This window comes from Amycolatopsis sp. NPDC004368, assembly GCF_053602515.1.
Window position 1 is genome coordinate 1 of the sequence record NZ_JBSGDT010000061.1, and the last position, 22,064, is coordinate 22,064.

At 68.7% G+C, this 22,064-nt stretch carries 19 protein-coding genes; 13 read left to right on the forward strand and 6 right to left on the reverse strand.

Annotated features, from left to right (window positions below; genetic code table 11):
• The first annotated feature begins 533 nt into the window (after positions 1-533).
• From pqqB to ACWEOE_RS40885, 9 genes are all read left to right on the forward strand, one after another.
• A complete protein-coding gene (pqqB, locus tag ACWEOE_RS40845; protein WP_452019003.1) occupies positions 534-1,436 on the forward strand; it encodes a pyrroloquinoline quinone biosynthesis protein PqqB in 903 nt (300 codons plus the stop codon).
• A complete protein-coding gene (pqqC, locus tag ACWEOE_RS40850) occupies positions 1,433-2,128 on the forward strand; it encodes a pyrroloquinoline-quinone synthase PqqC (RefSeq protein WP_452019005.1) in 696 nt (231 codons plus the stop codon). The genes pqqB and pqqC overlap by 4 nt, the downstream gene beginning before the upstream one ends.
• Positions 2,128-2,403, forward strand: coding sequence for a pyrroloquinoline quinone biosynthesis peptide chaperone PqqD (gene pqqD, locus ACWEOE_RS40855; RefSeq protein ID WP_452019007.1), 276 nt, complete (start codon positions 2,128-2,130; stop codon positions 2,401-2,403). Before pqqC ends, pqqD begins: the two co-directional genes overlap by 1 nt.
• A complete protein-coding gene (gene pqqE / locus ACWEOE_RS40860; protein WP_452019009.1) occupies positions 2,400-3,524 on the forward strand; it encodes a pyrroloquinoline quinone biosynthesis protein PqqE in 1,125 nt (374 codons plus the stop codon). Before pqqD ends, pqqE begins: the two co-directional genes overlap by 4 nt.
• Positions 3,525-3,527: 3 nt before the next feature.
• Positions 3,528-6,008, forward strand: a complete 2,481-nt coding sequence (pepN, locus tag ACWEOE_RS40865) for an aminopeptidase N (RefSeq protein ID WP_452019011.1) — start codon at positions 3,528-3,530, stop codon at positions 6,006-6,008.
• Between the two features lie 518 nt (positions 6,009-6,526).
• Complete coding sequence (locus tag ACWEOE_RS40870) at positions 6,527-7,546, forward strand: LysR family transcriptional regulator (protein ID WP_452019013.1); 1,020 nt, start codon at positions 6,527-6,529, stop codon at positions 7,544-7,546.
• Positions 7,547-7,688: 142 nt separating this feature from the next.
• A complete protein-coding gene (locus tag ACWEOE_RS40875; protein ID WP_452019015.1) occupies positions 7,689-8,666 on the forward strand; it encodes a class I fructose-bisphosphate aldolase in 978 nt (325 codons plus the stop codon).
• A gap of 169 nt (positions 8,667-8,835) precedes the next feature.
• Positions 8,836-9,801: a fructose-bisphosphatase class II family protein gene (locus ACWEOE_RS40880; RefSeq protein ID WP_452019017.1), complete on the forward strand. Its 966-nt coding sequence runs from the start codon at positions 8,836-8,838 to the stop codon at positions 9,799-9,801.
• Complete coding sequence (locus ACWEOE_RS40885; protein WP_452019019.1) at positions 9,798-10,826, forward strand: HAD-IIA family hydrolase; 1,029 nt, start codon at positions 9,798-9,800, stop codon at positions 10,824-10,826. The genes ACWEOE_RS40880 and ACWEOE_RS40885 overlap by 4 nt, the downstream gene beginning before the upstream one ends.
• Positions 10,827-10,873: 47 nt before the next feature.
• Here the strand turns inward: ACWEOE_RS40885 and ACWEOE_RS40890 are convergent, their stop codons facing one another.
• The gene (locus tag ACWEOE_RS40890; protein WP_452019021.1) at positions 10,874-11,344 is read right to left on the reverse strand and encodes a ribose-5-phosphate isomerase; all 471 of its coding nucleotides are present in this window, start codon (positions 11,342-11,344) and stop codon (positions 10,874-10,876) included.
• A gap of 368 nt (positions 11,345-11,712) precedes the next feature.
• On the opposite strand from ACWEOE_RS40890, the gene ACWEOE_RS40895 reads away from it, so the two are divergent.
• From ACWEOE_RS40895 to katG, 3 genes are all read left to right on the forward strand, one after another.
• Positions 11,713-11,889: a hypothetical protein gene (locus ACWEOE_RS40895; RefSeq protein WP_452019023.1), complete on the forward strand. Its 177-nt coding sequence runs from the start codon at positions 11,713-11,715 to the stop codon at positions 11,887-11,889.
• Between the two features lie 215 nt (positions 11,890-12,104).
• Entirely contained in the window at positions 12,105-12,659 is a 555-nt protein-coding gene (locus tag ACWEOE_RS40900; RefSeq protein WP_452019025.1) for a manganese efflux pump MntP, read from the forward strand.
• A 24-nt stretch (positions 12,660-12,683) separates the two neighbouring features.
• Positions 12,684-14,921, forward strand: coding sequence for a catalase/peroxidase HPI (gene katG / locus ACWEOE_RS40905; RefSeq protein ID WP_452019027.1), 2,238 nt, complete (start codon positions 12,684-12,686; stop codon positions 14,919-14,921).
• 15 nt (positions 14,922-14,936) lie between these two features.
• On the opposite strand, the gene ACWEOE_RS40910 is transcribed toward katG, so the two are convergent.
• From ACWEOE_RS40910 to ACWEOE_RS40925, 4 genes are all read right to left on the reverse strand, one after another.
• On the reverse strand, positions 14,937-15,143 hold the full coding sequence (locus tag ACWEOE_RS40910; RefSeq protein WP_452019029.1) for a recombination activating protein 1: 207 nt from the start codon (positions 15,141-15,143) through the stop codon (positions 14,937-14,939).
• 156 nt (positions 15,144-15,299) lie between these two features.
• Entirely contained in the window at positions 15,300-16,979 is a 1,680-nt protein-coding gene (locus ACWEOE_RS40915) for a PQQ-dependent dehydrogenase, methanol/ethanol family (RefSeq protein ID WP_452019031.1), read from the reverse strand.
• Positions 16,980-16,996: 17 nt separating this feature from the next.
• Positions 16,997-17,452, reverse strand: a complete 456-nt coding sequence (locus tag ACWEOE_RS40920; RefSeq protein ID WP_452019033.1) for an MSMEG_3727 family PQQ-associated protein — start codon at positions 17,450-17,452, stop codon at positions 16,997-16,999.
• A 368-nt stretch (positions 17,453-17,820) separates the two neighbouring features.
• Positions 17,821-19,215, reverse strand: coding sequence for a LytTR family transcriptional regulator DNA-binding domain-containing protein (locus ACWEOE_RS40925; protein WP_452019035.1), 1,395 nt, complete (start codon positions 19,213-19,215; stop codon positions 17,821-17,823).
• A 587-nt stretch (positions 19,216-19,802) separates the two neighbouring features.
• Between ACWEOE_RS40925 and ACWEOE_RS40930 the strand changes: the two genes are divergently transcribed.
• Entirely contained in the window at positions 19,803-21,254 is a 1,452-nt protein-coding gene (locus ACWEOE_RS40930; protein WP_452019037.1) for a LytTR family transcriptional regulator DNA-binding domain-containing protein, read from the forward strand.
• A gap of 12 nt (positions 21,255-21,266) precedes the next feature.
• On the opposite strand, the gene rpe is transcribed toward ACWEOE_RS40930, so the two are convergent.
• Positions 21,267-21,956: a ribulose-phosphate 3-epimerase gene (gene rpe / locus ACWEOE_RS40935; RefSeq protein ID WP_452019039.1), complete on the reverse strand. Its 690-nt coding sequence runs from the start codon at positions 21,954-21,956 to the stop codon at positions 21,267-21,269.
• Positions 21,957-22,064: the final 108 nt, after the last annotated feature.

Sequence of the window (22,064 nt, forward strand, 5' to 3'; positions counted from 1 at the left end):
ACCCACCCACCCGAAAACCAGCAACACCCCACCACATGCAAAAACACAATCCCCCAATGCGCACAACAAATACCCACGTTTGCCGGATCGACGCGGCCTGGCCACACCGTTGGTCTGACTGGCGGTAGGCAGTGACAGCGGACGTCATCGGCCTCGGGTATGGGCTTCGGGTGGTGCGAACAGGATGCAGAACGCCAGGTCACACGGTGTTTCGTGAGAGCTGGACGGCCACCGGAAGCACGGCGGTCCGCTCGTGGTGGCACGGCGCCCGTTCGTCAGTGATTCGGTGCCGGTCGTTCGCGATTGGTTGCCAGAGCAGGCGCCGGCGAAGAAGCTGGAAAAAGACAAGCCGAGTTCAGGGCGACGTTACCAGAAAGGCGCCCTGGCCGAACCCTCGACGGGCAACGGTGCCTGATTTGTGCGGCCGTTGCCGGAGTCGAATGTGAGGGAGGACGCCATGAGGTGGTCACCACCTTGTTCCGCGCTGTTCGAAGCGTGCTCCGACGCCGGTATTCACGGATAGTTTTTCCACAGTGCTCATTCATTGTCTCGGAGCCGCGGCTGGTGGCGGTTATCCGCAGTGGAATTGCGCTTGCGACGGCTGCCGCAAGGCCCGGGCCAAGCCCGAAGCCGCGACGGCGCACGCGGGGATCGCGATCTCGGGAGACGGCGAGCGGTGGTTCCTGCTCAATGCGACCCCGGACGTCCACCACCAGATCGCGGCGGACCCGTCGTTGCACCCCGGCCCGGCGATCAGGAAGACGCCGGTCGCGGGTGTTCTGCTGACCGACGCGGAGTTCGACCACACCATCGGTCTGCTGATGCTGCGCGAAGGGTCTTCGCTGACCGTGTACGGGACCTACCCCGTGCTGGAGGCGCTGACCCTGTGGTTCCCGGTGCGGGAACTGCTCAGCGACTACGCGGACCTCACCTGGTCCGAGGTCGAGGTCGGCAAACCGCTGGACCTGGACGACCGGCTGCGCGTGACCCCGTTCCTGACGGGTTCCAAGGCACCGCGCTACGTCGGGGAGTCCCAGCTTCGCGGCTCCTCGTCGGAGTGGGAGGTGGGCTACCGCCTGGAGGACGAGGTGACCGGCGGCATCGCGGTGTACGCGCCGACGCTGCCGAGGTGGGACGCCGCGTTCGCCGAACAGGTGGCGCCGGCCGACTGCGTCTTCGTGGACGGCACGTTCTGGACGGACGACGAAATGTCCAGCCAGGGTGCGGGAAGCCGGACCGGACGCTCCATGGGCCACATGCCCGTGAGCGGTGACGACGGTTCGGCCCGAGCGCTGGCCGCGTTGCCCGCGAAGCGAAAGATCTACACGCACATCAACAACACGAACCCGATCCTCGACGAAGAGTCCCCGGAACGGCGCTGGGTCACGGACTTGGGCATCGAGATCGGCCGAGCCGGCTTGGAGGTGGAAGTATGAACCCGTGGTCTGCCGAGGAGTTCGAGGCGCACCTGCGGTCCATCGGAGAAAAGCGGTACCACCATCTGCACCCGTTCAACGAGCGGATGCACTCGGGCACGCTGACCGAGGAGGAGTTCCGCGGGTGGGTGCGCAATCGCTTCTACTACCAGATGAACCTGCCCAAGAAGGACGCGTTCATCCTGACCAAGCTCCCCGGCCGGGAGGACCGGCGCCAGTGGATCCAGCGCATCATCGACCACGACGGGCGCACGGGTGACGAGGGCGGGCTCGAGAAGTGGATCCGCCTCGGCGCGGCGGTCGGCCTTTCGCGCGAAGCGTTGTTCGACGTCGACACGGTGCTGCCCGGGGTGCGGTTCGCCGTGGACGCCTATGTGGACTTCTGCCGCCAGAAGCCGTGGCTCGAAGCCGTGGCTTCGGCGCTGACCGAGCTGTTCGCGCCGGATCTGCTGAGCCGGCGGATCACCGACGTGCAGCACCACTACCCGTGGATCGCCTCGGAAGGCCTGGAGTACTTCCGGGCGCGGCTCACCCAGCAGCCCAAGGACATCGCGCACCTGCTCGACCTGGTGCTCAACCACGCGAAGACCCGGGAACAGCAGGACGCGTGCGGGCGGGCGTTGGAGTTCAAGTGCGACGTGCTCTGGAGCCTGCTCGATGCCGTGGAACTCGCCTACAGCAAGAGCTCGTGATGGACGAGTCCGACTTGACGGCCATTCCGAAGCTGGCGACCAAGGCCATGCTCAAGCACGACAACGTCCGTGATGTGGAGCTGCTCCTGCTGCCGGAACGGGTGGTGCTCCTGAACAAGTCCGGGGCGGCGATCCTCGGTCTGTGCGATGGCAGCCGCACCGTGCGGGAACTCGTGGACCAACTCGAGCAGGACTTCGAGGCGGCCGACCTCGCCAACGACGTGATGACGTTCCTCCAGGATGCGCGCGGACGAGGTTGGGTGGTGGTCTCATGAACGGTGCGCCGACGCCGTACGGCCTGCTGGCCGAAGTCACGCACCAGTGCCCGTTGCACTGCGTCTACTGCTCGAACCCGTTGGAGCTGATCGAACGGCAGGCCGAGCTCTCGACCGAAGAATGGTTGCGGGTGATCGGCGAGGCAGCGGAACTCGGGGTCGTGCAGGTGCACTTCTCGGGGGGTGAACCGCTGGTGCGCGCCGATCTGGAGACACTGGTCGCCGAGTGCCGCCGCCTCGGCCTGTACACGAACCTGATCACCAGCGGCCTCGGGCTCACGGAGAGCCGGGCGAAGTCACTGGTCGACGCCGGCCTCAACAGCGCGCAGCTGAGCATCCAGGGCGACGCCGCCGAGTCGACGAACCTGGTCGCGGCGAGCAAACGGTTCGACAAGAAGGAAAAAGCCGCGGGCATCATCCGCGACGCCGGCCTGCCGTTGAACATGAACGTGGTCCTGCACCGGATGAACCTGACGCGGCTGGACGCCATCATCGACGTGTGCGTGGCGTGGGGCGCCGAGCGGTTGGAGCTCGCGAACTCCCAGTACTACGGCTGGGCGCTGCGCAACCGCGACCTGCTGATGCCGACGAAGGCGCAGCTCGACGAAGCGGTCGGCGTGTACGAGCGCCGCAAGGCCGAGCTGGGGGAGAGCATGGAACTGCTCTGGATCCTCCCGGACTACTACGAGCCGTACCCGAAGCCGTGCATGGGTGGCTGGGCGCAGAACGCGCTGACCGTCTCGCCGGACGGCACCGTGTACCCGTGCCCGGTGGCCGCGGAGATCACCACGATGACCTTCGCCTCGGTCCGCGACCACGAACTCCGGTGGATCTGGGCGAAATCCGAGGCTTTCCAGGCCTACCGCGGCACGGAATGGATGCCCGATCCGTGCCAGAGCTGCCCGCGCAAGGAGCTCGATTTCGGCGGCTGCCGGTGCCAGGCGTTCGCCTTGACCGGCGACGCGGGGCGCACCGATCCCGTGTGCCTGCACTCGCCCGACCACCACCTGGTGCAGGACGCTCTCGTGCGCGCCAACCAGGAGGACGTGCCGGCGGACGGGGAGAAGCTGCACGAAAAGCTGGTGTACCGCCGCCCGACGGTTTCGGCGCAGCGGCCCTGACGGATGCCGTTCGACGGCCGGGCCGCCGCCGGCGACAAGCTTACGGAGGCCGAGGCGGCGGCGCGCTCGGCCGAGGTCTTCGACGTCCGGTACGCGGTGGAGCTCGACCTGACCGTCGGTGCGCGGGAGTTCGCGACGAGCACGGTGGTTCGGTTTCGGGCTCGGGGAGCATTCGTCTTCCTCGACTTCGCGGGGCAGGTCGAGTCGGTCGAGTGCAACGGCCGTGAGCTGGGGCCGGACGCGCACGAAGGAACACGCGTCTGGCTGCCCGTGTGCCCCGGCGAGAACACGGTGCGGGTGACCGGGTTCGCGGCGTACTCGCGAACCGGGGAGGGGCTGCACCGGTTCGAGGATCCGCTCGACGGGCGGGTTTACGTGCACACCAAGTTCGAACCGTTCGCGGCGCACCGGGTGTTCGCCTGCTTCGACCAGCCCGACCTCAAGGCGCCCGTGGACCTGACCGTGACCGCCGACGCGAGCTGGGTCGTGGTCGCCAACACCGGTCCCTCGGGGCTGTCGAGGGACGGCGAGCGTTCGACGTGGCGCTTCGGCCGCACGCCACCGCTGCCGCCGTACTTGGTGGCCTTCGCCGCGGGCCCGTTCCGCCGGCTGCGGTCCAGCCACCGCGGGGTGCCGCTGGCGCTGTACGCGCGCGGTTCGCTGTTCGACGCGCTGACTCGTGACGCGCCGGAGCTGTTCGAAGTGATCGGGCGCGGACTCGACTTCTTCAGCCGGCTGTTCGACCTGCCGTACCCGTTCAGCAAGTACGACCACGTGTTCGCGCCCGAGTACGCGTTCGGGGGGATGGAACACCCGGGCTGCGTGACGCTCAACGAGCGGTTCGTGTTCCGGCACCGCGTCACCGTGGAGACACGGCGGCAACGGGCCGACGTCCTGCTGCACGAGATGGCACACATGTGGTTCGGCGACTACGTGACGATGCGCTGGTGGGACGACCTGTGGCTGAACGAGGCCTTCGCGACGATGGTGGCGGTCGTCGCGCAGGCCGAGGCGACGCCGTACGGCGAAGGCTGGACGGCCTTCGCCCACCACGCCCTGCCGGCGGCCCGGCACGCCGACCGGCTGCCCACCGGTCACGCGATCCGCGTGGAAACTGCCGACACCGACGCCGCTCGGTCGAACCTCGGCCCGATCGTTTACCTGAGGGGTGCGGCGGTGCTCCACGACCTCGCTGCGCGCGTGGGCTGGGAAACCTTCGTCGCCGGGGTGCGGAGTTTCCTGCGGACGCACGCGTGGGGCAACGCTCGGTTCGACGATTTCGTTGCGGCGCTCAGGAAATTCGCGGACGAGGACATCGACCGGTGGGCTGTGGAGTGGTTGCTGCGCGGCGGGATCAACACGGTCGAGGTGGTGCGTGGCAAGGTGATCCAGCTTCCCGACGGCCAGCCGAGGCACCTGAAGCTGCGGGTGGGCGCGTTCGACGAACGCGGCGGCGAGCTGGCTTGGCGCTACCGCGCGCACGTGTCGCTCGGTCCCCGGGAGCGTGCTCTCGCCGTTGCCGGGTCCGCAGACCTGCTCGTGCCCAATGACGACGCGGTGAGCCACGTCAAGGTCAGGCTGGACCCGCGATCCCGGCGGACGGCTCTACAATTGCTGTCCACAATGGACGATCGGCGGGCGCGGGCGGTGGTCTGGGGAGCGTTGTGGGACGACGTGCTCGACGCCCGCCTGCCGGCTCGCACGTACGCGGCCGCGGTACTCACCCACGGCGTGCTGGAGACCGAAATCGGTGTCCTGCAAGTGCTTCTGGAGCGGTCGGTGCGGGCGGTCGAGCTGTACGGGAACCCAGCCGACCGCGTCCGGTTGCTCGAAGCCGTGGCACGTCGGGTGTGCGCGCAGTTGACCGGTGCCGAGCCGGGCAGCGACCGACGGCTGGTCCTCGCCCGCGCCCTCGTCGCTGTCGGCCGGGACCACGCCGTGCTGAGTGACCTCGTGCGCGGCCGATCTCCGTGGCCGGACCTGGAGGCGGACCTCGATCTGCGGTGGCGGGCCGCGATCCGCCTCGCCTCGATCGGTGGCGACCTCGACGGACTGCTGCCCGTCGTGCGCGAAGCAGACCCGGGGGACAGCGGGCGGCGCAACGCCTTGACGGCCGAGGCCGCGCGTCCGACCCGTGCGGCCAAGGAAGAAGCCTGGACGCGGGTGGTCGGCGAGGGTTTCTCGCTCGCGGAACGGAAAGCCGTCATGGCGGGGTTTCGGCAACCGGGGCAGGAAGCGCTGCTCACCCCGTACGCGGATCGCTACCTCCGGGCGTTGGAGAGCCGCGCCGGCGAGCGGGAGTTCGCGCGGGGGCTGTACCCGCGGTTCACGACCGACGAGACCACCGTGCTGGCGTGCACGGATCGCTTGCTGGACAACGGACTTCTTCCCGAGAGCGTGCGCAAGGTCGTCCGGGAGGAGCGGGCCGAGCTTGCCGTCATGCGGGCCGCGCGCGCGTGCGACGCGGAGCTGAAGCGCCGCTGACCGAGCGAGGTGGATGGCGCAAGGCCCCGGTGCTCCGTGCAGGCCGGAACCTTGCGCCAGCAGGTGTCCCGCGCGCGAGCGCCGGCCGGCTGCCGCGATCGTGGGAAAAGGAACGGAACTGTTACCGTTCGCGTGAAAATGTAGGTGCACTCCGAATCCGGAGCTTCGTCGCCGAACTATGGCCGCCGGATCGAAACAACGGCAAGCGAGGGTGAACGAATGGCAGCGGATCGCTGACGAACGGTGCGAGTGCTGCCACGAAGGGAAACTCGGGTCCCCTTGACTGCCGCCCGTTCCTCGTGTTGAGATGGCCGAACGGGCGAAGTCCGCGGTCTCTTCGCCGCCGCCCGATTAAGCCGTACGCCCGTATGTGGCGCGGTGCACACCGTTCATGCGCGCACAGCGCGCGTTCGTGTCCAACGCATTGACCGCGTTTACCGCGCCGGGCACTCTCGTGGCACACCGGGAGCCGCCGGTGTAGCCGACAACTGCTTTTCGGCCGAGCGAGAGGTGGAAACGTGGTTCTTCCGTCAAAGATGCCGCAGCTCGCCGATCTTGATTTACTGCTGTCCGTGGAGAGTTACGGCAGCGTGGGAAAGGCCGCGCAAGCGCACAGTCTTTCTCAGCCGGCCGCCAGCATCCGGATCAGTGCGATGGAACGCCGGCTGGGTCTTCGGTTGCTGGAACGTTCCCCGACCGGCTCGAAGCTGACCGCCGAAGGGGAAATGCTGGCGAAGTACGCCCGCAACGTGATGAGTGCGGCGCGGGAGTTGCTGGAATTCGGTTCCGGGGCGCCGTCCGCCGACGCGAAACGGTTGCGGGTGGCGGGAAGCCCGGCCGTCTCCGAGCACCTGATCCCGGAATGGCTGAACCGGTCCGGGTTCTCGTTCGGCGAGGCCCGGGTGGAGGTGCAGACCGGCAGCATCGACGAGCTGCGCCAGCTGATCCGGGCGAGCCACGTCGACCTCGCGTTCATCGACGGCTGGTGCCAGGCCGGCAGCCACGTGCAGCAGCAGTTCGGCGACGACATGGTCACCCGCTACATCTGTGACGACATGCTCGCCGTGGTGGTCGGCTCGAAACACCCGTGGGCCAGGCGGAGCCGGCCCGTGACGGTGCAGGAGCTCGCATCGGCGCCGCTGGTGCTGCGCGAGCGCGGCTCGGGGCTGCGGGAGTTCACGGACGAACTGCTGGGCACCACCCGCACCTCCCGCAGTTACGTCGAATTCCCGTCCAGTGCCGCGATCAAGCAAGCGGTGGCGACGAGCCAGCGGGTGACCGTGCTGAACATTTCCACCGTGCGGTCGGAACTCGCGGACGGCCGGCTGCAGTTGGTGGCCGTCGACGAGGAAATGCCGGCCAAACCGATCTACGCGGCTTGGAGCGAGCGCCGGGAGCTCCCCGAGTACGCGCGGGAACTGGTGGAGATCGCGGCGTCGAAAGGCAGCCCGATTCCGGTTTTCGTGCCCGGTCAGAAAGTGAAGGGCAGCCGGATCACGGCCACGAAAACCACCGCGAAAACCACCACCAGAACGTAATTCGACAGTTGCCGATCCGGCCAAATTAGGCCGGCTCCACTCGGCACGTAACCGTTGGTACGAAGTCATTCGGCCGTGACTGTGGCCGGATCGGTAACGATCGACACAGTACGTCGGTCGAGTCCCAGGAGGAGCAAGGTAGATGTCTGCACTGAACAAAATCGCGCGCACGCTCGTCTCCAACCGGCGCGGTATTCTCGCTGCCGATGAGAGCATCGGGACGATGTCCTCCCGCTTGGAGAAGGTGGGGGTCGAGCCGACCGAGGAAAGCCGCCGGGTCTACCGCGAGCTGATCGTGACGACCCCCCGGCTCGCGGAGTCGATCAGCGGCGTCATCCTCGCGGACGAGACGTTCCACCAGAAAGTGACCAACGGCCGCACCTTCCCCGAGTTCCTCGACGACCTCGGCATCCTCGCCGGGATCAAGGTCGACACCGGGGCGAAGCCGCTGGCGGGAGCGTCGGACGAGAAGATCACCGAAGGGCTCGACGGCCTGCGCGAACGAGTCGCGGCCTACGTGCGGGGCGGCGCGACGTTCGCCAAGTGGCGCGCGGTGATCACGATCGGCGACAACGTGCCCTCGGAGCGGGCGGTGCACGCGAACGTGCACGCGTTGGCGCGCTACGCGGGCCTGTGTCAGGAGGGCGGCCTGGTGCCCATCGTGGAACCCGAGGTGCTGATGGACGGGTCGCACTCGCTGGCGCAGTGCGCGCAGGTGACGAAGTCCGTGCTGGAGGTGCTGTTCGAGGAGCTCGACCTGATGCGGGTGCAGCTCGACGGCATCGTCCTGAAGCCCAACATGGTCGTGGCCGGGTCCGGCAGCCTGGACCGGCCCTCGGTGGACGACGTAGCCAAGGCCACTGTGGACACTCTGCGCCAGACGGTGCCGGCGTCCGTGCCGGGCATCGCCTTCCTCTCCGGTGGGCAGAGCCCGGAGCTGGCGACCCAGCACCTCGGGGCGATGCAGAAACTCGACCCGCTGCCCTGGGAGCTCACCTACTCGTTCGGCCGGGCGCTGGTCGGGCCGGCTCTGGAGACGTGGCGGGGCGAAGAGGGCAATCGGGCCGCGGCCCAGCAGGTGCTCTCCGATCGCGCCGCCGCGAACGCCGCTGCCCGCTGAGGTGTCCGAGCCGGGGGCCGTCCGCGGTGCCGGCGGCCGGCCCCTGCCTGGGGAGGGCGACCGGATCGGCGCGGTGGTCTGCCGGTCCGGTCGCCCTCGGTTTCCGTTGCACGACGGCAGTTCCCCGACAGCACACCCTTCACCGACCGGTCCGAGTGGATTGAGGTTCATGGAAACCAAGGAATGGGTCAACCCCGGCGGCATTCGTGAGGAACGGGCGACGGGTGTCGACGGACCCGGTGACGGCCTCGCTCTCGAACTCGTGCAGGTCACCGAAGCGGCCGCGATCGCGGCGAGCCGGTGGGTCGGGCACGGGGACGAGATCAGCGGCAAGGCCGCGGCCGTCGAGGCGATGCACCACGTGGTCGGGTCGATGCCGGTGCGCGGCGTCGTGGTGCTCGGCGAGGACGGAAAGCGACTCATCAAGGGCGAAGCGGTCGGCAGCGGCGCCGGGACGGCCTGTGACGTCGCGATCAACGCCGGCGACGGCGCGCTTTCCGTGGCGCGGGACGTGCCGAACGCGCTTGCCGCGGTCGTGGTGGCCGAGCGGGGTGCGCTCTGCGTTCCGCCGCCGGACGTCGCCATGGAGAAGCTGGTCGTGGGGCCGGACTGCGCAGGAGTCGTCGAGCTCGACCGCCCGGTGGCGGACAACCTGCGCGCGGTCGCCGAGGCCAAGGGCGCACGGGTCTCTGATGTCGTCGTCGCCGTGCTCAACCGGCCCTGGCACCGGGAGCTCGTGCACGAGATCCGTGACACGGGCGCGCGCGTGCACTTGATCGAGGGCGGCGAGATCGCGGGGTCGATCGCCGTGGCTCGTCCCGAGAGCCCGGTCGACGTGCTGCTGGGCACCGGGGGCGCGGCGGAGGGGGTCATTGCCGCGGCGGCTCTGTCCTGCCTCGGCGGCGCGGTGCAGGCCCGGCTGCGGTCGGACGAATCCGGCACCCGCAACGACGTTCTCCGCACCGAGGACCTGGTCCGCGGCGAGCGCGTGCTGTTCTGCGCCACCGGGGTGACCGGCAGCGAGGTGCTGCGCGGGGTGCAGCGGCACGCCGGTCGCACGACGACACAGTCCCTCGTGCTCTGTTCGCGGCCGGGGACGGTGCGGATCGTCAAGACCGAACACCGATCCGCATGACGGCCGAGCCGCTCATCACGCGCTACCGCGGGCTGATCTGCGACCTCGACGGGGTGGTCTACCGCGGCGCGGACGCTGTCCCGCGGGCCGTGGAGACCTTGAACCGGGTGACGGCGGACGGCGTCGCGGTCGTGTTCGCGACCAACAACGCCGCGCGCCCGCCCGAAGACGTGGGCAACCACCTGCGCGGGCTGGGGATCGCACCGCGGGGCTGGTCCGTCGTCAACAGTTCCCAGGCGGCCGCGGCTCACCTGGCGCAGCGGCTGGTCCCAGGGGCGCGTGTGTGCGCGGTGGGCGGGCCGGGCGTCGCCCAGGCGCTCGCCGAAGCCGGCTTGACGCCGGTGCGGGTCGCGGAGCTGGGCGGCAGAACGGTCGAGGCCGTGGTCCAGGGGCTGGGGTCCGATGTCACGTGGACCGAGCTCGCGGCGGTGGGTTACCTCGTCGGAGCCGGCGCCACCTGGGTCGCCACGAACGTCGACCTCACACTGCCCACGCCGTACGGAGCAGCGCCCGGCAACGGCGCGCTGGTCGCCCTGGTGCAGACGGCGGTCGACGCGGCGCCCCACGTCGTCGGCAAGCCGGAGGCCGCCCTGTTCGACCTGTCCCGTTCGCGGCTCGGCACGGCTCAGCGCGACACCCTGGTATGCGGGGACCGGCTGGAGACCGACATCGAGGGCGCCAACTCGGCGGGCCTCGACTCGCTTTTCGTCCTCACCGGGGCATCGCGGCTGCGGGACCTGGCGTGCGCCGAGCGAGCCGCGCGGCCCACGTACGTCGCCACCGATCTGGGTGGGCTGCTCGAGCCCGCGCTGCCGTTGCGCACCTCGCATGACGACGGTGTCGACCTCGGGCCGGACGGTGTCCCCCGGATGCCGGGCGGTGGTGACGACGGCGCCGCGCTGCAGTCCGTCGTCACCACGGCGTGGGCCGCGCGTGACGCCGGTCGGGCGGTCTCCGACGACGCCGGCCGGTGGGGTGAGGTCGAACGCCGGCTCGGGCTTCTCCGGCTGGACCGAGCCCGCTGAGCGCTTTCAAGAGGGGCTGCGCGGGTTGCCCGGCACAGCCCCTTCCGTCAGTTCCCCGGCAGCGCCGGCGGTTCGCCGGTGCGCTCGTAGTCGGCCAGCAGGTCGATCCGGCGCTGGTGGCGGCCGCCCTCGAACTCGGTGCCGAGGAACGCGTCCGCGATGCGCTCGGCCTCCTCGACGGAGTGCATGCGGGCGCCGATGCCGGCCAGCTGCGCGTTGTTGTGCCGGCGCGCCAGCCTCGCCGTGTCCTCGTTCCAGGTCAGCGCGGCTCGGGCACCGGGCACCTTGTTCGCGGCGATCTGTTCACCGTTGCCTGAACCGCCGATGACGAGGCCGAGGCTGCCTTCGTCGGCGACCACGCGCGTCGCCGCCTCGACGCAGAACGGGGGGTAGTCGTCATTCGCGTCATAAGTGGCCGGACCGACGTCGATCACCTCGTGGCCGAGGTCGGTGAGCCGTTGGACGAAGTGGTTCTTGAGTTCGAGTCCGGCGTGATCGGAGCCAAGGTAAATTCGCACGTGAGCATTCTAATTCCGTATTTGTGAATCGGTGCACGGTGATTTGCCGGGCGGGCATTTGAAGATCTGATAGGCCGATTGACTTCGTCGCCCGCTCACTCGTACTATAGAGCTGAAGTATGTCCGGGGAACGGGCCTCTTCACCGCGTGGTCCGCACGCGGGCGTTACAGGTGTTCACGCCGCCGCTCGGGCCAGTGTTCCCGCAGGTCGAAGCGGGCGCGGATCAGGGCGGCCGGTAGTCGTGCCGCCTGCCGCAGGTGAACGGGTCACCTCCACTCGTCGGCCGCGGAGCGCCGTTCGACACCGGTTCCCGACCACTGGTTCAAGGTCAGTTGCGACGCCGGCGTTAAATCGAAGATGCTCTTTCATGACCGCGAAATTTCGTGACGTTGTCCGCGAAATTGCGCGGATCACGGATGTCCGGTTTTGGCTCAGTCGCCGGGCGCAGCCAACAGCTGAGGAGGAAAACATGAAGTGGGAAACTCCGGAGTACACGGTCGTCGAGGTGTGCGCTGAGGCCACCGGCTACTTCTACCGGGGCTGACAGCCGGGCGCCACGGCCCGTGTCGCTTGATTTCGAGTAGCCGCGGCAGACGGCTGAAGTCCGCGGCCGGGCTACGTCTGCGTTGGCGCAAGGCCCCGGGGCAACTTTCGCACCGGGGCCTTGTGTCGCACGCCGGAAAAGCGCGGTGCCTGGTCGCGCGTCGGCTCGTTTCTCCCTCCCCGGTGAACCCTGGTTGATCTGTTGAGGTGGTTCAGGTGTCTCTTGAATTTCTTCCGTTGATAGCGCTCGCCTTCGGCCTCAGTCTCGACAATTTCCGCTCGTCGATCGCCATCGGAACGATTCCGTTCGGTTGGCGCCGCGCCGTGCAGGTCGCGCTCGTCTTCGGGGTGTGGGACGCCGTGAGCCCGCTGCTGGGCGGGTTGATCGGGCACTTCCTGGGGGATTTCCTGGGCGACTGGGCCGACTACGTCGGAGCGGCCGCGCTGGGGCTGTACGGCGTGTACTTCATCGTCGGCGCGATCCGGCACCCGGAGCCGGACGAGGAAGACCTCGACCACCCGTGGGTGACGCTCTTCGGGATGCCGCTTTCGCTGAGCATCGACAACTTCGTCGCGGGCGCCGGTCTGGGCATCGCCGGGTTCTCCCTCATCGTCCCCATGGTGGCCTTCGGTGTGATGACCGTGATCATGTCGTTCGCCGGGCTCTTCGTCGGCAAGATGGCCGCCAAGGTCATCCGCGTTCGCGCCGACCTGCTCTGCGGCATCTCGCTGCTCGGCGCGGCGATCCTGTTGCCGCTCGTCTTCGACTGATCGGCGCCGCCCGGGAGGACACCGATGCCCGAGAATCCCGACACGCACGTCTACCGCACCTACGACCGGGTCCTGGAGGAGTCGCGGCCGGCTCGGCAGCGCAGCCACCCCACGGCGGGCGGCAACCCCAACGACTGGTGGCCGCACCGCATCGACCTGAAGACGTTGCACCGCAACGTTCCCGCCGACAGCCCGCTGGACGCGGACTTCGACTACGCCGAGCAGTTCAAGACGGTGGACCTCGACGAGCTGGCGCGGGACGTCGACGAGGTGCTCACGACCTCGCAGGACTGGTGGCCCGCCGACTTCGGGCACTACGGCCCGCTCGTGCTGCGCATGGCCTGGCACGCGGCCGGGACCTACCGCGTCAGCGACGGCCGCGGCGGGGCGAGTGCCGGGATGCAGCGTTTCGCTCCCCTCAACAGCTGGCCGGACAACCGCAACCTGGACAAGCCCCGCCGGCTGTTGTGGCCGGTCAAGAAGAAGTACGGGCGCCGGATCTCCTGGGCGGACCTGATGGTCTTCGCCGGCAACCGGGCCCTGGAGTCGATGGGCTTCAAGACGTTCGGCTTCGCCGGTGGCCGCACCGAGGTGTGGGAGCCCGACGAGACGTACTGGGGCCCGGAACGCAAGTGGCTGGCCGACGACCGGCACACCGGCCGCCGCGACCTCGACGAGCCGCTGGCGGCCAGCGACATGGGCCTGATCTACGTCGACCCGCAGGGCCCCGCCACCAACCCCGATCCCGTGCTCGCGGCCCGTGACATCCGCCAGACCTTCCGGCGGATGGGCCTCAACGACGAGGAGACGGTGGCGCTGATCGCCGGCGGCCACACGTTCGGCAAGACCCACGGGCTGCTGGACCCGGCCGTGCACCTCGGTCCCGACCCCGAGGCCGCGCCGCTCACGGCGATGGGCCTGGGCTGGGCCAACGAGCACGGCACCGGCAAGGGCCCGGACACCACGACCAGCGGGCTGGAGGGGATGTGGACCCGCACGCCCGTGACGTGGGACCACACCTTCTTCGAGACCCTGTTCGAGTACAAGTGGGACGTGGAGCTCAGCCCGGCCGGTCTGTGGCAGTGGATCCCGAGCGGTGGCCAGGGCGAGGGCACGATCCCGGACCCGTACGACCCGGACGAGAAGCACCACCCGGTCATGCTCACCACGGACCTGTCGTTGCAGGAGGACAAGGCCTACGAGCAGATCTCCCGGCGGTTCCTGGAGCACCCGGAGGAGTTCGAGGACGCGTTCGCGCGAGCCTGGTTCAAGCTGACGCACCTCGACCTGGGCCCGATCCAGCGGTACCTCGGGGCGCTCGTCCCGGCCGAACGGCTGATCTGGCAGGACCCGGTGCCGGAGCTGGACCACGAACTCGTGGATGGCGCCGACATCACGGCCCTCAAGCGTGAGCTCCTCGACTCCGGGCTGACGGTTTCGCAGCTCGTCGCCACGGCGTGGGCCTCGGCGTCGACCTACCGCAACAGCGACAAGCGCGGCGGGGCGAACGGCGCGCGAATCCGGCTCGAGCCGCAGCGTGGCTGGGCGGTCAACGAGCCCGAGCAGCTGGCTGACGTCCTGTCCGTGCTCGAGGCGATCCAGGAGCGGTTCAACGCCACCCAGCCGGCGGGCAAACGGATCTCCCTGGCCGACCTGATCGTGCTGGGCGGGTGTGCCGCGGTGGAACACGCCGCCGCGGCCGGCGGGCACGCCGTCGAGGTGCCGTTCCGGCCCGGGCGTACCGACGCGACCCAGGACTGGACCGACGTCGAGTGGTTCGCCGCGCTGGAACCCCAGGCCGACGGCTTCCGCAACTACCTCGGTGACGGCTTCTGGATGTCGCCCGAGCACCTGCTGGTGGACCGGGCCAATCTGCTGACCTTGACCGCGCCCGAGATGACCGTGCTGGTCGGCGGGCTGCGGGTGCTCGGGGCCAACCACCGGCGTTCCCCGCTGGGTGCGCTGACCTCGGCGCCCGGGACGTTGACCAACGACTTCTTCGCCAACTTGCTCGACCTGGGCACGGTGTGGGCCCCGAGGCCCAGCACGAACGTCTGGACGGTGGTCTACGAAGGCCGCGGCCGGGACACCGGCGAGCTGAAGTGGATCGCGAGCCGGGCCGACCTCATCTTCGGGTCGAACTCCGAGCTGAGGGCGCTCTCGGAGGTCTACGCGAGCGACGACGCCGGCGCGAAGTTCGTGCGCGACTTCGTGTCCGCGTGGGTGAAGGTCATGGAACTGGACCGGTTCGACCTGCGCTGAGGTCGACCGGGGCCGTCAGCCCCGGTACTTGTGCACGTCGCACGCGCAGTACATCAGCCGGCAGGTGAAGCACGCGGGCCGGTCGACGCACGCGATGCAGGTCCCGCAGTGCACCGGCTCGGTGTGCCGCGCGAGCTCGCCGGACTGGTAGGAATCCCCGCAGTTGAAGCACGGCAGACGCTCGATCTCGTTGTCCTGCTGGGGAATCGACGACTGGCTCATCACGTCACCTTTCGCTGTCTTCGCCTGAGCGGGGTGCGCGGCTTCCTGCGCGCGCGAAGGCGCCCGTCCGGTGATCGAGTTGCCTCGATCACCGGACGGGCGGAAGGGGGACTGTCGGGGAGTCACCCCGGGTCTCGCATCAGTGGTGCTTTCCGATCACAGGGAGAACGTGATCAGCGCGGCACCGTGACCCTGGCCGGACATGCCGGGGACGATGCCTTCGAGCCAGCCACCCCAGCCGACCGGAACCGAGATGTACTGCTTGCCATCCAGGGACCAGGTCGACGGGCTGCTGTGGTGCCCACTGCCGCACTGGAAGCTCCAGAGCTTCTCGCCGGTCTCGGCGTGCAGCGCCATGAACTCGCCCGACGGCGTGCCGGCGAACACGAGGTTGCCCTCGGTGCTCAGGGTCGAGGCGCACATCGGGAAGGGGAGCCGGTAGCGCCACTTCTCTTCACCGTGGGAGTCGAACGCGCTGACCGAACCGGCCATGTTGTCGACGTCGACCTCCACGGCGGCACCCCAGTAGGGCATGCCTTCCTTGAACTCACGACGACGCCGGGTGGCCGTGGCGCCCACGTCGGCGACCGGAACGTAGAACAGGTCGTGGTTCGGGTTGTACGAGGCGTGCGTCCACTCCTTGGCACCGGCGGGACCGGGGTAGAAGTGGCAGGGTTCGCCTTCCTTGTCCGGGTACTTGCGCGGGGTCACCTTGCCGTCGCGGGTGATCACGCCCCAGTCGATGCGGTCGACGAACGGCGTCACGTGCTGCAGCTCGCCGTTGGTGCGGTCGAGGACGAACATGTACCCGTTCTTGTCGAAGTGGGCCAGCAGCTTCTTGCCGTCCCGCTCGAAGAGGGTCATCTCCATCGTGGAGTCGTAGTCCCACAGGTCGTGCGGCGTGAACTGGTAGTGCCACTTGATCTCGCCCGTGTCGACGTCCAGCGCGACCACGCTGTCGGTGTAGAGGTTGTCGCCCTCGCGGACCTCACCGTCGAAGTCGGGAGCCGGGTTGCCGGTGCCCGCGTAGTAGAGGTTCAGCTCCGGGTCGAACGTGCCGGTCACCCAGTGGTTCGCACCGCCGCGCTGCCAGGCCTCGCCGTCGGCGGGCCAGGTCTCGGAGCCGGGCTCACCCGGCTTCGGCACGGTGTAGGTGCGCCAGCGCCGCTCGCCGGTCTCCAGGTCCCAGCAGTCGATGTGACCGCGGACGCCGTACTCGCCGCCGGCGGAACCGGTGATGAGGGTGTCCTTGACGACGAGCGGGGCGATGGAAGCGCTCTCTCCCGCGCGGACGTCGCCGATGGTCTTCTGCCAGACCTTCTGCCCGTTGGTGGCGTCGAGCGCCACCAGCTGGGCGTTCTGGGTCACCATGTAGACCTTGCCGTTGGCCACCGCGCAGCCGCGGTTCACGTTGGCACAGCAGAGGGTCACGTCGATCGGGATCGCGTGCTTGTAGCGCCACAGCTGCTCGCCGGTCCGCGCGTCGAGCGCCCAGAGCCAGCCGTCCCAGCCGGTGACGAACATGACGCCGTCGATCATCAGCGGGCTGGCCTCGAAGGCGTAGGTCGAGGTCGAAGCGATCATGCCCGTGGCGCTCGCCTGGTGGATCCAGGCGACCTTCAGGTTCTTGACGGTGTCGACGTTGATCTGGTCGAGCAGGCTGTGCCGCTGGCCGTCGTAGGCGCCGTAGTAGGTGATCCAGTTGTGGGACTCGTTGCGCGCGTCGAGGATGCGCTCGTAGTTGACGCCGCGCGTCACGTCCGGCGCGCTGTGCGGCAGGTTGGAGAGCTTGTTGTGGTTGAACGCCTTGCCGGCGTCGATGTATTCGAGAGTCATGGCGGGGTTCTGCCTTTCTACGGCCGCGGCTGGGCGGGTCGGTCGAGCTTGGCTTCCGGCGGGACCTCACCGGACACGACGATGGCGCCCTGCAGGCCACGACCCTCGTCGTTGCCGGCCGGCGAGCCGTACCAGTAGCAGCCCGGGCCATCCAGCTCGAGCGTCGCGCTGCCCTTCGAGTGGTTCAGCAGGCCGATGAACTGCCGGTCGCCGTTGCTGGGCAGCAGGCAGGCGTGGGTGTTCTTGTCGTCGTTGATGATCGTCAGCTCGAGGATCCCGCCGTGCGGCATGATCACGACCCCCGGCTCCCACGTCATCGCGTCCTCCGGAATCCGGATGGTCGCTTCCATCGTCCCGTCCGGCCGCTCGGTCGCCTTTCCGATCGAGCCGGTGCCGAGCACGGCGCCGATGGTGGCCTTGTTCTGTCCGCTGAGCTCGGCCAGCAGATCTTCGCGATCCTGGGTAGCCGTCATCGGACTTCACCTCCTCGTCAGCAAAAATGAAACTTCTGACAGAATTCGCGGAATTCACTTGCGCGCGAAAGCGCCGGCGCGCCGGCGACCGAATCGCGTACTTCCCAAGTGCCACATCACAAGTGGACCCGGTGTGGCGGTTGCGGGCGTTCGCCGAGCTCGTGTTCCGCGGCTGCTCGACCGCTGTTTTCCTTGCCTGCAACGAGATTGAACTCTACCGCCGCGCAAGGGGTTCCGATATGCGTTGCCACAGATCGGCCAGACCCCGCCGTTCTCCCGACCGGAGGTACCGTTCGTGCACCGGCTCGTTGCCGCCGGGCCAACGGTGGTCCACCACAGGGGAAACTTCGCCGGGCCACCAAGGGCCGTCAGATCTCCAGCGCACGGCGCACCGCGGGCGTGTTTCGCCGGGAAACCGGCACCATCGTTTTCGCCTGGTCGTCCATGACGAGGAACAACTCGCCCTTGTACCGGCGCTCGACTTCCCTGATGCGGCTGAGGTTCACCACGTACTGCCGGTGCACCCGAAGGAATCCGGAATCGCCCAGTTCGGTCTCGAGCTTGTCGAGCCCGGGCGAGGCGGAACGCAGCCGACCCTGGTCGGTGGACAGCCACACGTCGCTGCCGTCCGACTGCGCGAACGAGACTTCGGGCAGCCGCAGCAGAACTATGCGGTTCTCGCGCGTGGCGACCATCCGGTGCGGCTGCGCGCGAAGCGGGCTGTCGCCGCCGGCGCGGGGCAAGGGTTCACCCTCCGACACCCCGAACGAGACCAGGGTGCCGACCAGGTGCCCGGACAGGAAAACCGGCCGGATGCTGATCGAGGTCGGCTCGCTGGAGAGCCGGGTGAAGATCTGCGTCGAACCGGTCCAGTCACGGTTGCGCGCGGCTTGCTTGGCGGCGTAACGGGTGGCCTGGATGAACTCCGGCAGCTCCGGCTTCCACCGCACCGCGGGATCGGGCGCCGGCGTGGAGCCCGGGATGCCGAGGAGCACGCCCGCCGTGTCGTCGGCGAGCACCACCCGGCCCGCGGGGTCGACGGCCGCGAGTGCCGCGACCGGGCGTGACCTGGCGTGGTTGAAGGCGGCCATCAGTTCGGCCCCGTCGTCCTGGGCGCGCTTGCGCAGGATGCGCTGCGTCATCGTGGCGGCGTTGCCGAGCCAGGTTCCCGTCGCCGCGGGGGGCTCGCTGCGCCAGCACGAGATGTTGAGGACGGCGACCGGTTCCCTGGTCACGACATCGCGGACGGCCACTCCCGCGCAGGTCCAGTCGTGGAAGGCCTGGCACCAGTGCTCGGCGCCGCGGATCAGCACGGGGGTGTAGGACATCAGCGCGGTACCCATGCCGTTCGTGCCGGTGGCACCTTCGGCCCAGCAGAACCACGGCGCCAGGTTGGCCTCGGCGGCCACGCTGCGTGTCGCCTGGTCACCCCACTGGGCCAGGACCCGGCCGGAGGCGTCGGTGATGGTCACGACCCCGCCGACGTTGCTGACCTCGCGGGCAAGGGAGGCGGCGCGGAAGCCGAGCTCGGCGATGACGACGTCGTGCTCCAGCGCGTGGTCGACTTCGGCGACGGCCACGGGGGCTTCGGTGAGGTACGGGTCGACCCGGTACTGGTCGCGACAGCGCTGCCAGGAAATCGCTATCTCGGGCCGCACGCCGCGCAGGTCGTCCTCGCCCCGCACGAACCGCTCCCACGCTCCGTGCACGGTGGCGTCGGCGCTGCTGCGGGAGGTCGGGTCGAGCCGGCGTACCTGTGTCATCTGAGACCGCCTTTGGTCTGGTGCCGCCGCGTCGCTTCGCCGCCGAGGCAAGCTAAACTCTTCGCCGATCGGAGGGCAAGCGGCCTGTGCTGACGGTGGGCGAATGACGGACGAACGGTCGTGCGTCGGCGATTATCGGTGGCCATCCGCGCACCAACGGTCACCCGGTTCAGCCGTCGATGATCGTCGTTCCGCATTTGGAACAAGATCATTTGTGACCGGCGCACTCCGGGTGTGCGACGCATTGCTTTGTGGTTTTCCATAAACGCCCTTCACGGGTCGGACGGTGGTCCGGGATTCCCCGCTGACCAGGGGCAACCAATGCGCTCCGGGTGGTCGGACCGGCCAATTGATGTTGTGCCACATGGGGTTTCGGCCTCGTCGAGGCTGCCCGCTTTGCCGGTTCTTCGGGCGGATTGCGCCGTTGATCCGGCGTCGCCGAGGTGTTCGTGTTATGTCTACAGCTAAGTGGCTGAACGACGCGAAGCTGTCTTGAAATGCTTGCGCGCCGGAGTTAGTTTGTAACTTCCGTCACTGCCCGGTGGTCCGCTCTGGCCCCGGCGTGCCTGGCGACAAGGAGGTCGCGGATGACCGGGAGAGTGCCGCCGCTGGCGATCGCGCCGAGCCGGCCGAGCGGACGTGATCACGTGACGGATGGCTCGCTGGTGACCACCTCGTCGGCGAAGGAGGTCGCGCGCGCCTGGGAGAGTTTTGCCGCGGGCGAAGACATCGAAACGGGGGTCCGGCCCGAGATCCTCGCGTCGTGGTATCGGTGCCGTGATCGGTACGAGGTGGACCGCCGGCTGGACGTCGCGCCGGGTGCGCGGGGTGACGACTCGCCGCGCATCGACAACGGCGTGATCTTCACGGCGCTCGGCGGTCTCGGTGCGTTGGCCGGTCAGGAAGTGGAACGCGACGGCGCCATCGTCACCGTGACGGACGGCGACGGGCGCGTGCTGGGGGCCTGGGGTGACCCGTCGGCACTGCGGCGGGCCGAGCTGCACAACCTCGCGCCGTGGTCTTCGTGGTCGGAGTCGTGCACCGGCACCAACGGGATGGGCACCTCGCTCGAGGTGTCCGGCCCGGTGACGGTGACCGGGCCGGAGCACTGGTGCGAAGCGTTCCACCAGTGGGCCTGCGCGGGCATTTCCATCCGCGACGTGGTGACCGGGGCGCCCGTCGCGTCGATCAACATCTCGCGGTGGAACGCGTCGCTGTCCAAGCTCGTGCCGGCGTGGCTGACGAAAGCCGTCGCGTGCGTCGAGCAGGAGATCTACCGGCGAGCCGTCTACGAAGCGGACAAGGTGATCTCCGAGTTCAACAAGAAGTGCGCCCAGGCCGGCGGCGCGTTCATGGCGATGGACCGCGGCGGGAACGTGATCACCGCGAACGAGGCGGCCGTCGCGTTGCTCGGGCTGGCCGGCGAAACCCCCATCGTCACGGGGGCGATCGAACCGGCGCAACGCTGGATGCCCGAAATCGCGGGGCTGCCGGAAGTGTTGCGGTGGGCCAAGGATCGCGCGCAGACCAGTACACAGTGGAGCGGGTTCGCCTACCTGCCGGTGAGCCCGGGCGAGGAGGCGACGCCGTTGACCATGCGGCCGGTCGTCGACTCGAACCACGTGGTGGGCATGCTGTGCGTGTTCGGGGTGCAGGAAGGCGAGCCGTACGAGGGCACCACGGAATCGGACGTCGGCCCCTTGCCCCGGCGCGTGATCGGGATGCGCAACGACCGGCTGGTCCTGCTGGCCCCGTCGGAGATCCGCTACGCCGAGGCCGACCGGAACATCGTCTGGCTGGTCACGGAACGGGGACGGATCCAGGCGGCGACCCGCGGGCTGGAGAACGTCGAGAAGTTGCTGATGCCCTACGGGTTCAGCCGCGTGCACCGGCGGTTCCTGGTGAACCTGCGCCGGGTGGCGGAGCTGGAGCGGGGCATCAAGGGCGAGCTCTTCCTGATTATGGATTCCCGCTCGCACGAGTTCGTTCCCGTTTCCCGCCGCCACGCGCCGGAGCTGCGGCGGCTGCTCGGCGTCTGACCACGAGGGGGATCACAGCCGGGCGGAAAACGCTTCCGCCCGGCGGCGTAGTGCTTCCACGGCGTGCGCCGGATCGTCGGTGGCGTAGACGGCCGAGCCGGCCACGAAGCAGTCGACGCCGGCCTGGGCCGCCTGTTCGATCGTGTCGGCGTTGATGCCGCCGTCGATCTCCACGATCAGGTTCAGGTGGCCGGTGTCGACCATCCTGCGCGCCGTGCGCACCTTGTCGAGCACGTCGGCGATGAACTTCTGGCCGCCGAACCCGGGTTCCACGGACATCACCAGCAGGGTGTCGTAGTGCTTGAGCACGTCGACGTAGGGCTCCAGCGGGGTGTTCGGCTTGATCGCCAGCCCCGCCTTCGACCCCGCGGCGCGCAGGTCCTTCGCCAGCTTCGCCGGATCGTCGGCGGCCTCGACGTGCACGGTCACGTTGTAGGAACCCGCTTCCGCGTAACCGATCGCCCAGTGGTCCGGGTTCTCGATCATCAGGTGGCAGTCGAGCGGTAGGTCCGTGGTGGCCAGGAGCGACTGCACGACCGGCAGGCCCAAGGTCAGGTTCGGCACGAAATGCGCGTCCATCACGTCCACGTGCAGCCAGTCGGCTCCGCGGCCGGGTTTTCCTTGCACGGCAGCCACTTCGTCGGCGAGCCGGGCGAAGTCGGCGGAGAGGATGGACGGCGCGATCAATGGCTGGTTCGACACACCGTCGAGCGTAAAGCAGGGGGGTCGATGGGTGGGTATTTGTTGTGCGCATTGGGGGATTGTGTTTTTGCATGTGGTGGGGTGTTGCTGGTTTTCGGGTGGGTGGGG

Excerpts from the sequence above, each read along its gene's own strand:
- katG (WP_452019027.1), top strand. The coding sequence starts at position 12,684 with ATGCCCGAGAATCCCGACACGCACGTCTACCGCACCTACGACCGGGTC.
- pqqD (WP_452019007.1), top strand. The coding sequence starts at position 2,128 with ATGGACGAGTCCGACTTGACGGCCATTCCGAAGCTGGCGACCAAGGCC.
- ACWEOE_RS40920 (WP_452019033.1), bottom strand. The coding sequence starts at position 17,452 with ATGACGGCTACCCAGGATCGCGAAGATCTGCTGGCCGAGCTCAGCGGA.
- pepN (WP_452019011.1), top strand. The coding sequence starts at position 3,528 with ATGCCGTTCGACGGCCGGGCCGCCGCCGGCGACAAGCTTACGGAGGCC.
- ACWEOE_RS40925 (WP_452019035.1), bottom strand. The coding sequence starts at position 19,215 with ATGACACAGGTACGCCGGCTCGACCCGACCTCCCGCAGCAGCGCCGAC.
- ACWEOE_RS40895 (WP_452019023.1), top strand. The coding sequence starts at position 11,713 with ATGACCGCGAAATTTCGTGACGTTGTCCGCGAAATTGCGCGGATCACG.
- ACWEOE_RS40880 (WP_452019017.1), top strand. The coding sequence starts at position 8,836 with ATGGAAACCAAGGAATGGGTCAACCCCGGCGGCATTCGTGAGGAACGG.
- ACWEOE_RS40930 (WP_452019037.1), top strand. The coding sequence starts at position 19,803 with ATGACCGGGAGAGTGCCGCCGCTGGCGATCGCGCCGAGCCGGCCGAGC.
- pqqE (WP_452019009.1), top strand. The coding sequence starts at position 2,400 with ATGAACGGTGCGCCGACGCCGTACGGCCTGCTGGCCGAAGTCACGCAC.
- ACWEOE_RS40915 (WP_452019031.1), bottom strand. The coding sequence starts at position 16,979 with ATGACTCTCGAATACATCGACGCCGGCAAGGCGTTCAACCACAACAAG.
- pqqC (WP_452019005.1), top strand. The coding sequence starts at position 1,433 with ATGAACCCGTGGTCTGCCGAGGAGTTCGAGGCGCACCTGCGGTCCATC.
- ACWEOE_RS40875 (WP_452019015.1), top strand. The coding sequence starts at position 7,689 with ATGTCTGCACTGAACAAAATCGCGCGCACGCTCGTCTCCAACCGGCGC.
- ACWEOE_RS40885 (WP_452019019.1), top strand. The coding sequence starts at position 9,798 with ATGACGGCCGAGCCGCTCATCACGCGCTACCGCGGGCTGATCTGCGAC.
- ACWEOE_RS40910 (WP_452019029.1), bottom strand. The coding sequence starts at position 15,143 with ATGAGCCAGTCGTCGATTCCCCAGCAGGACAACGAGATCGAGCGTCTG.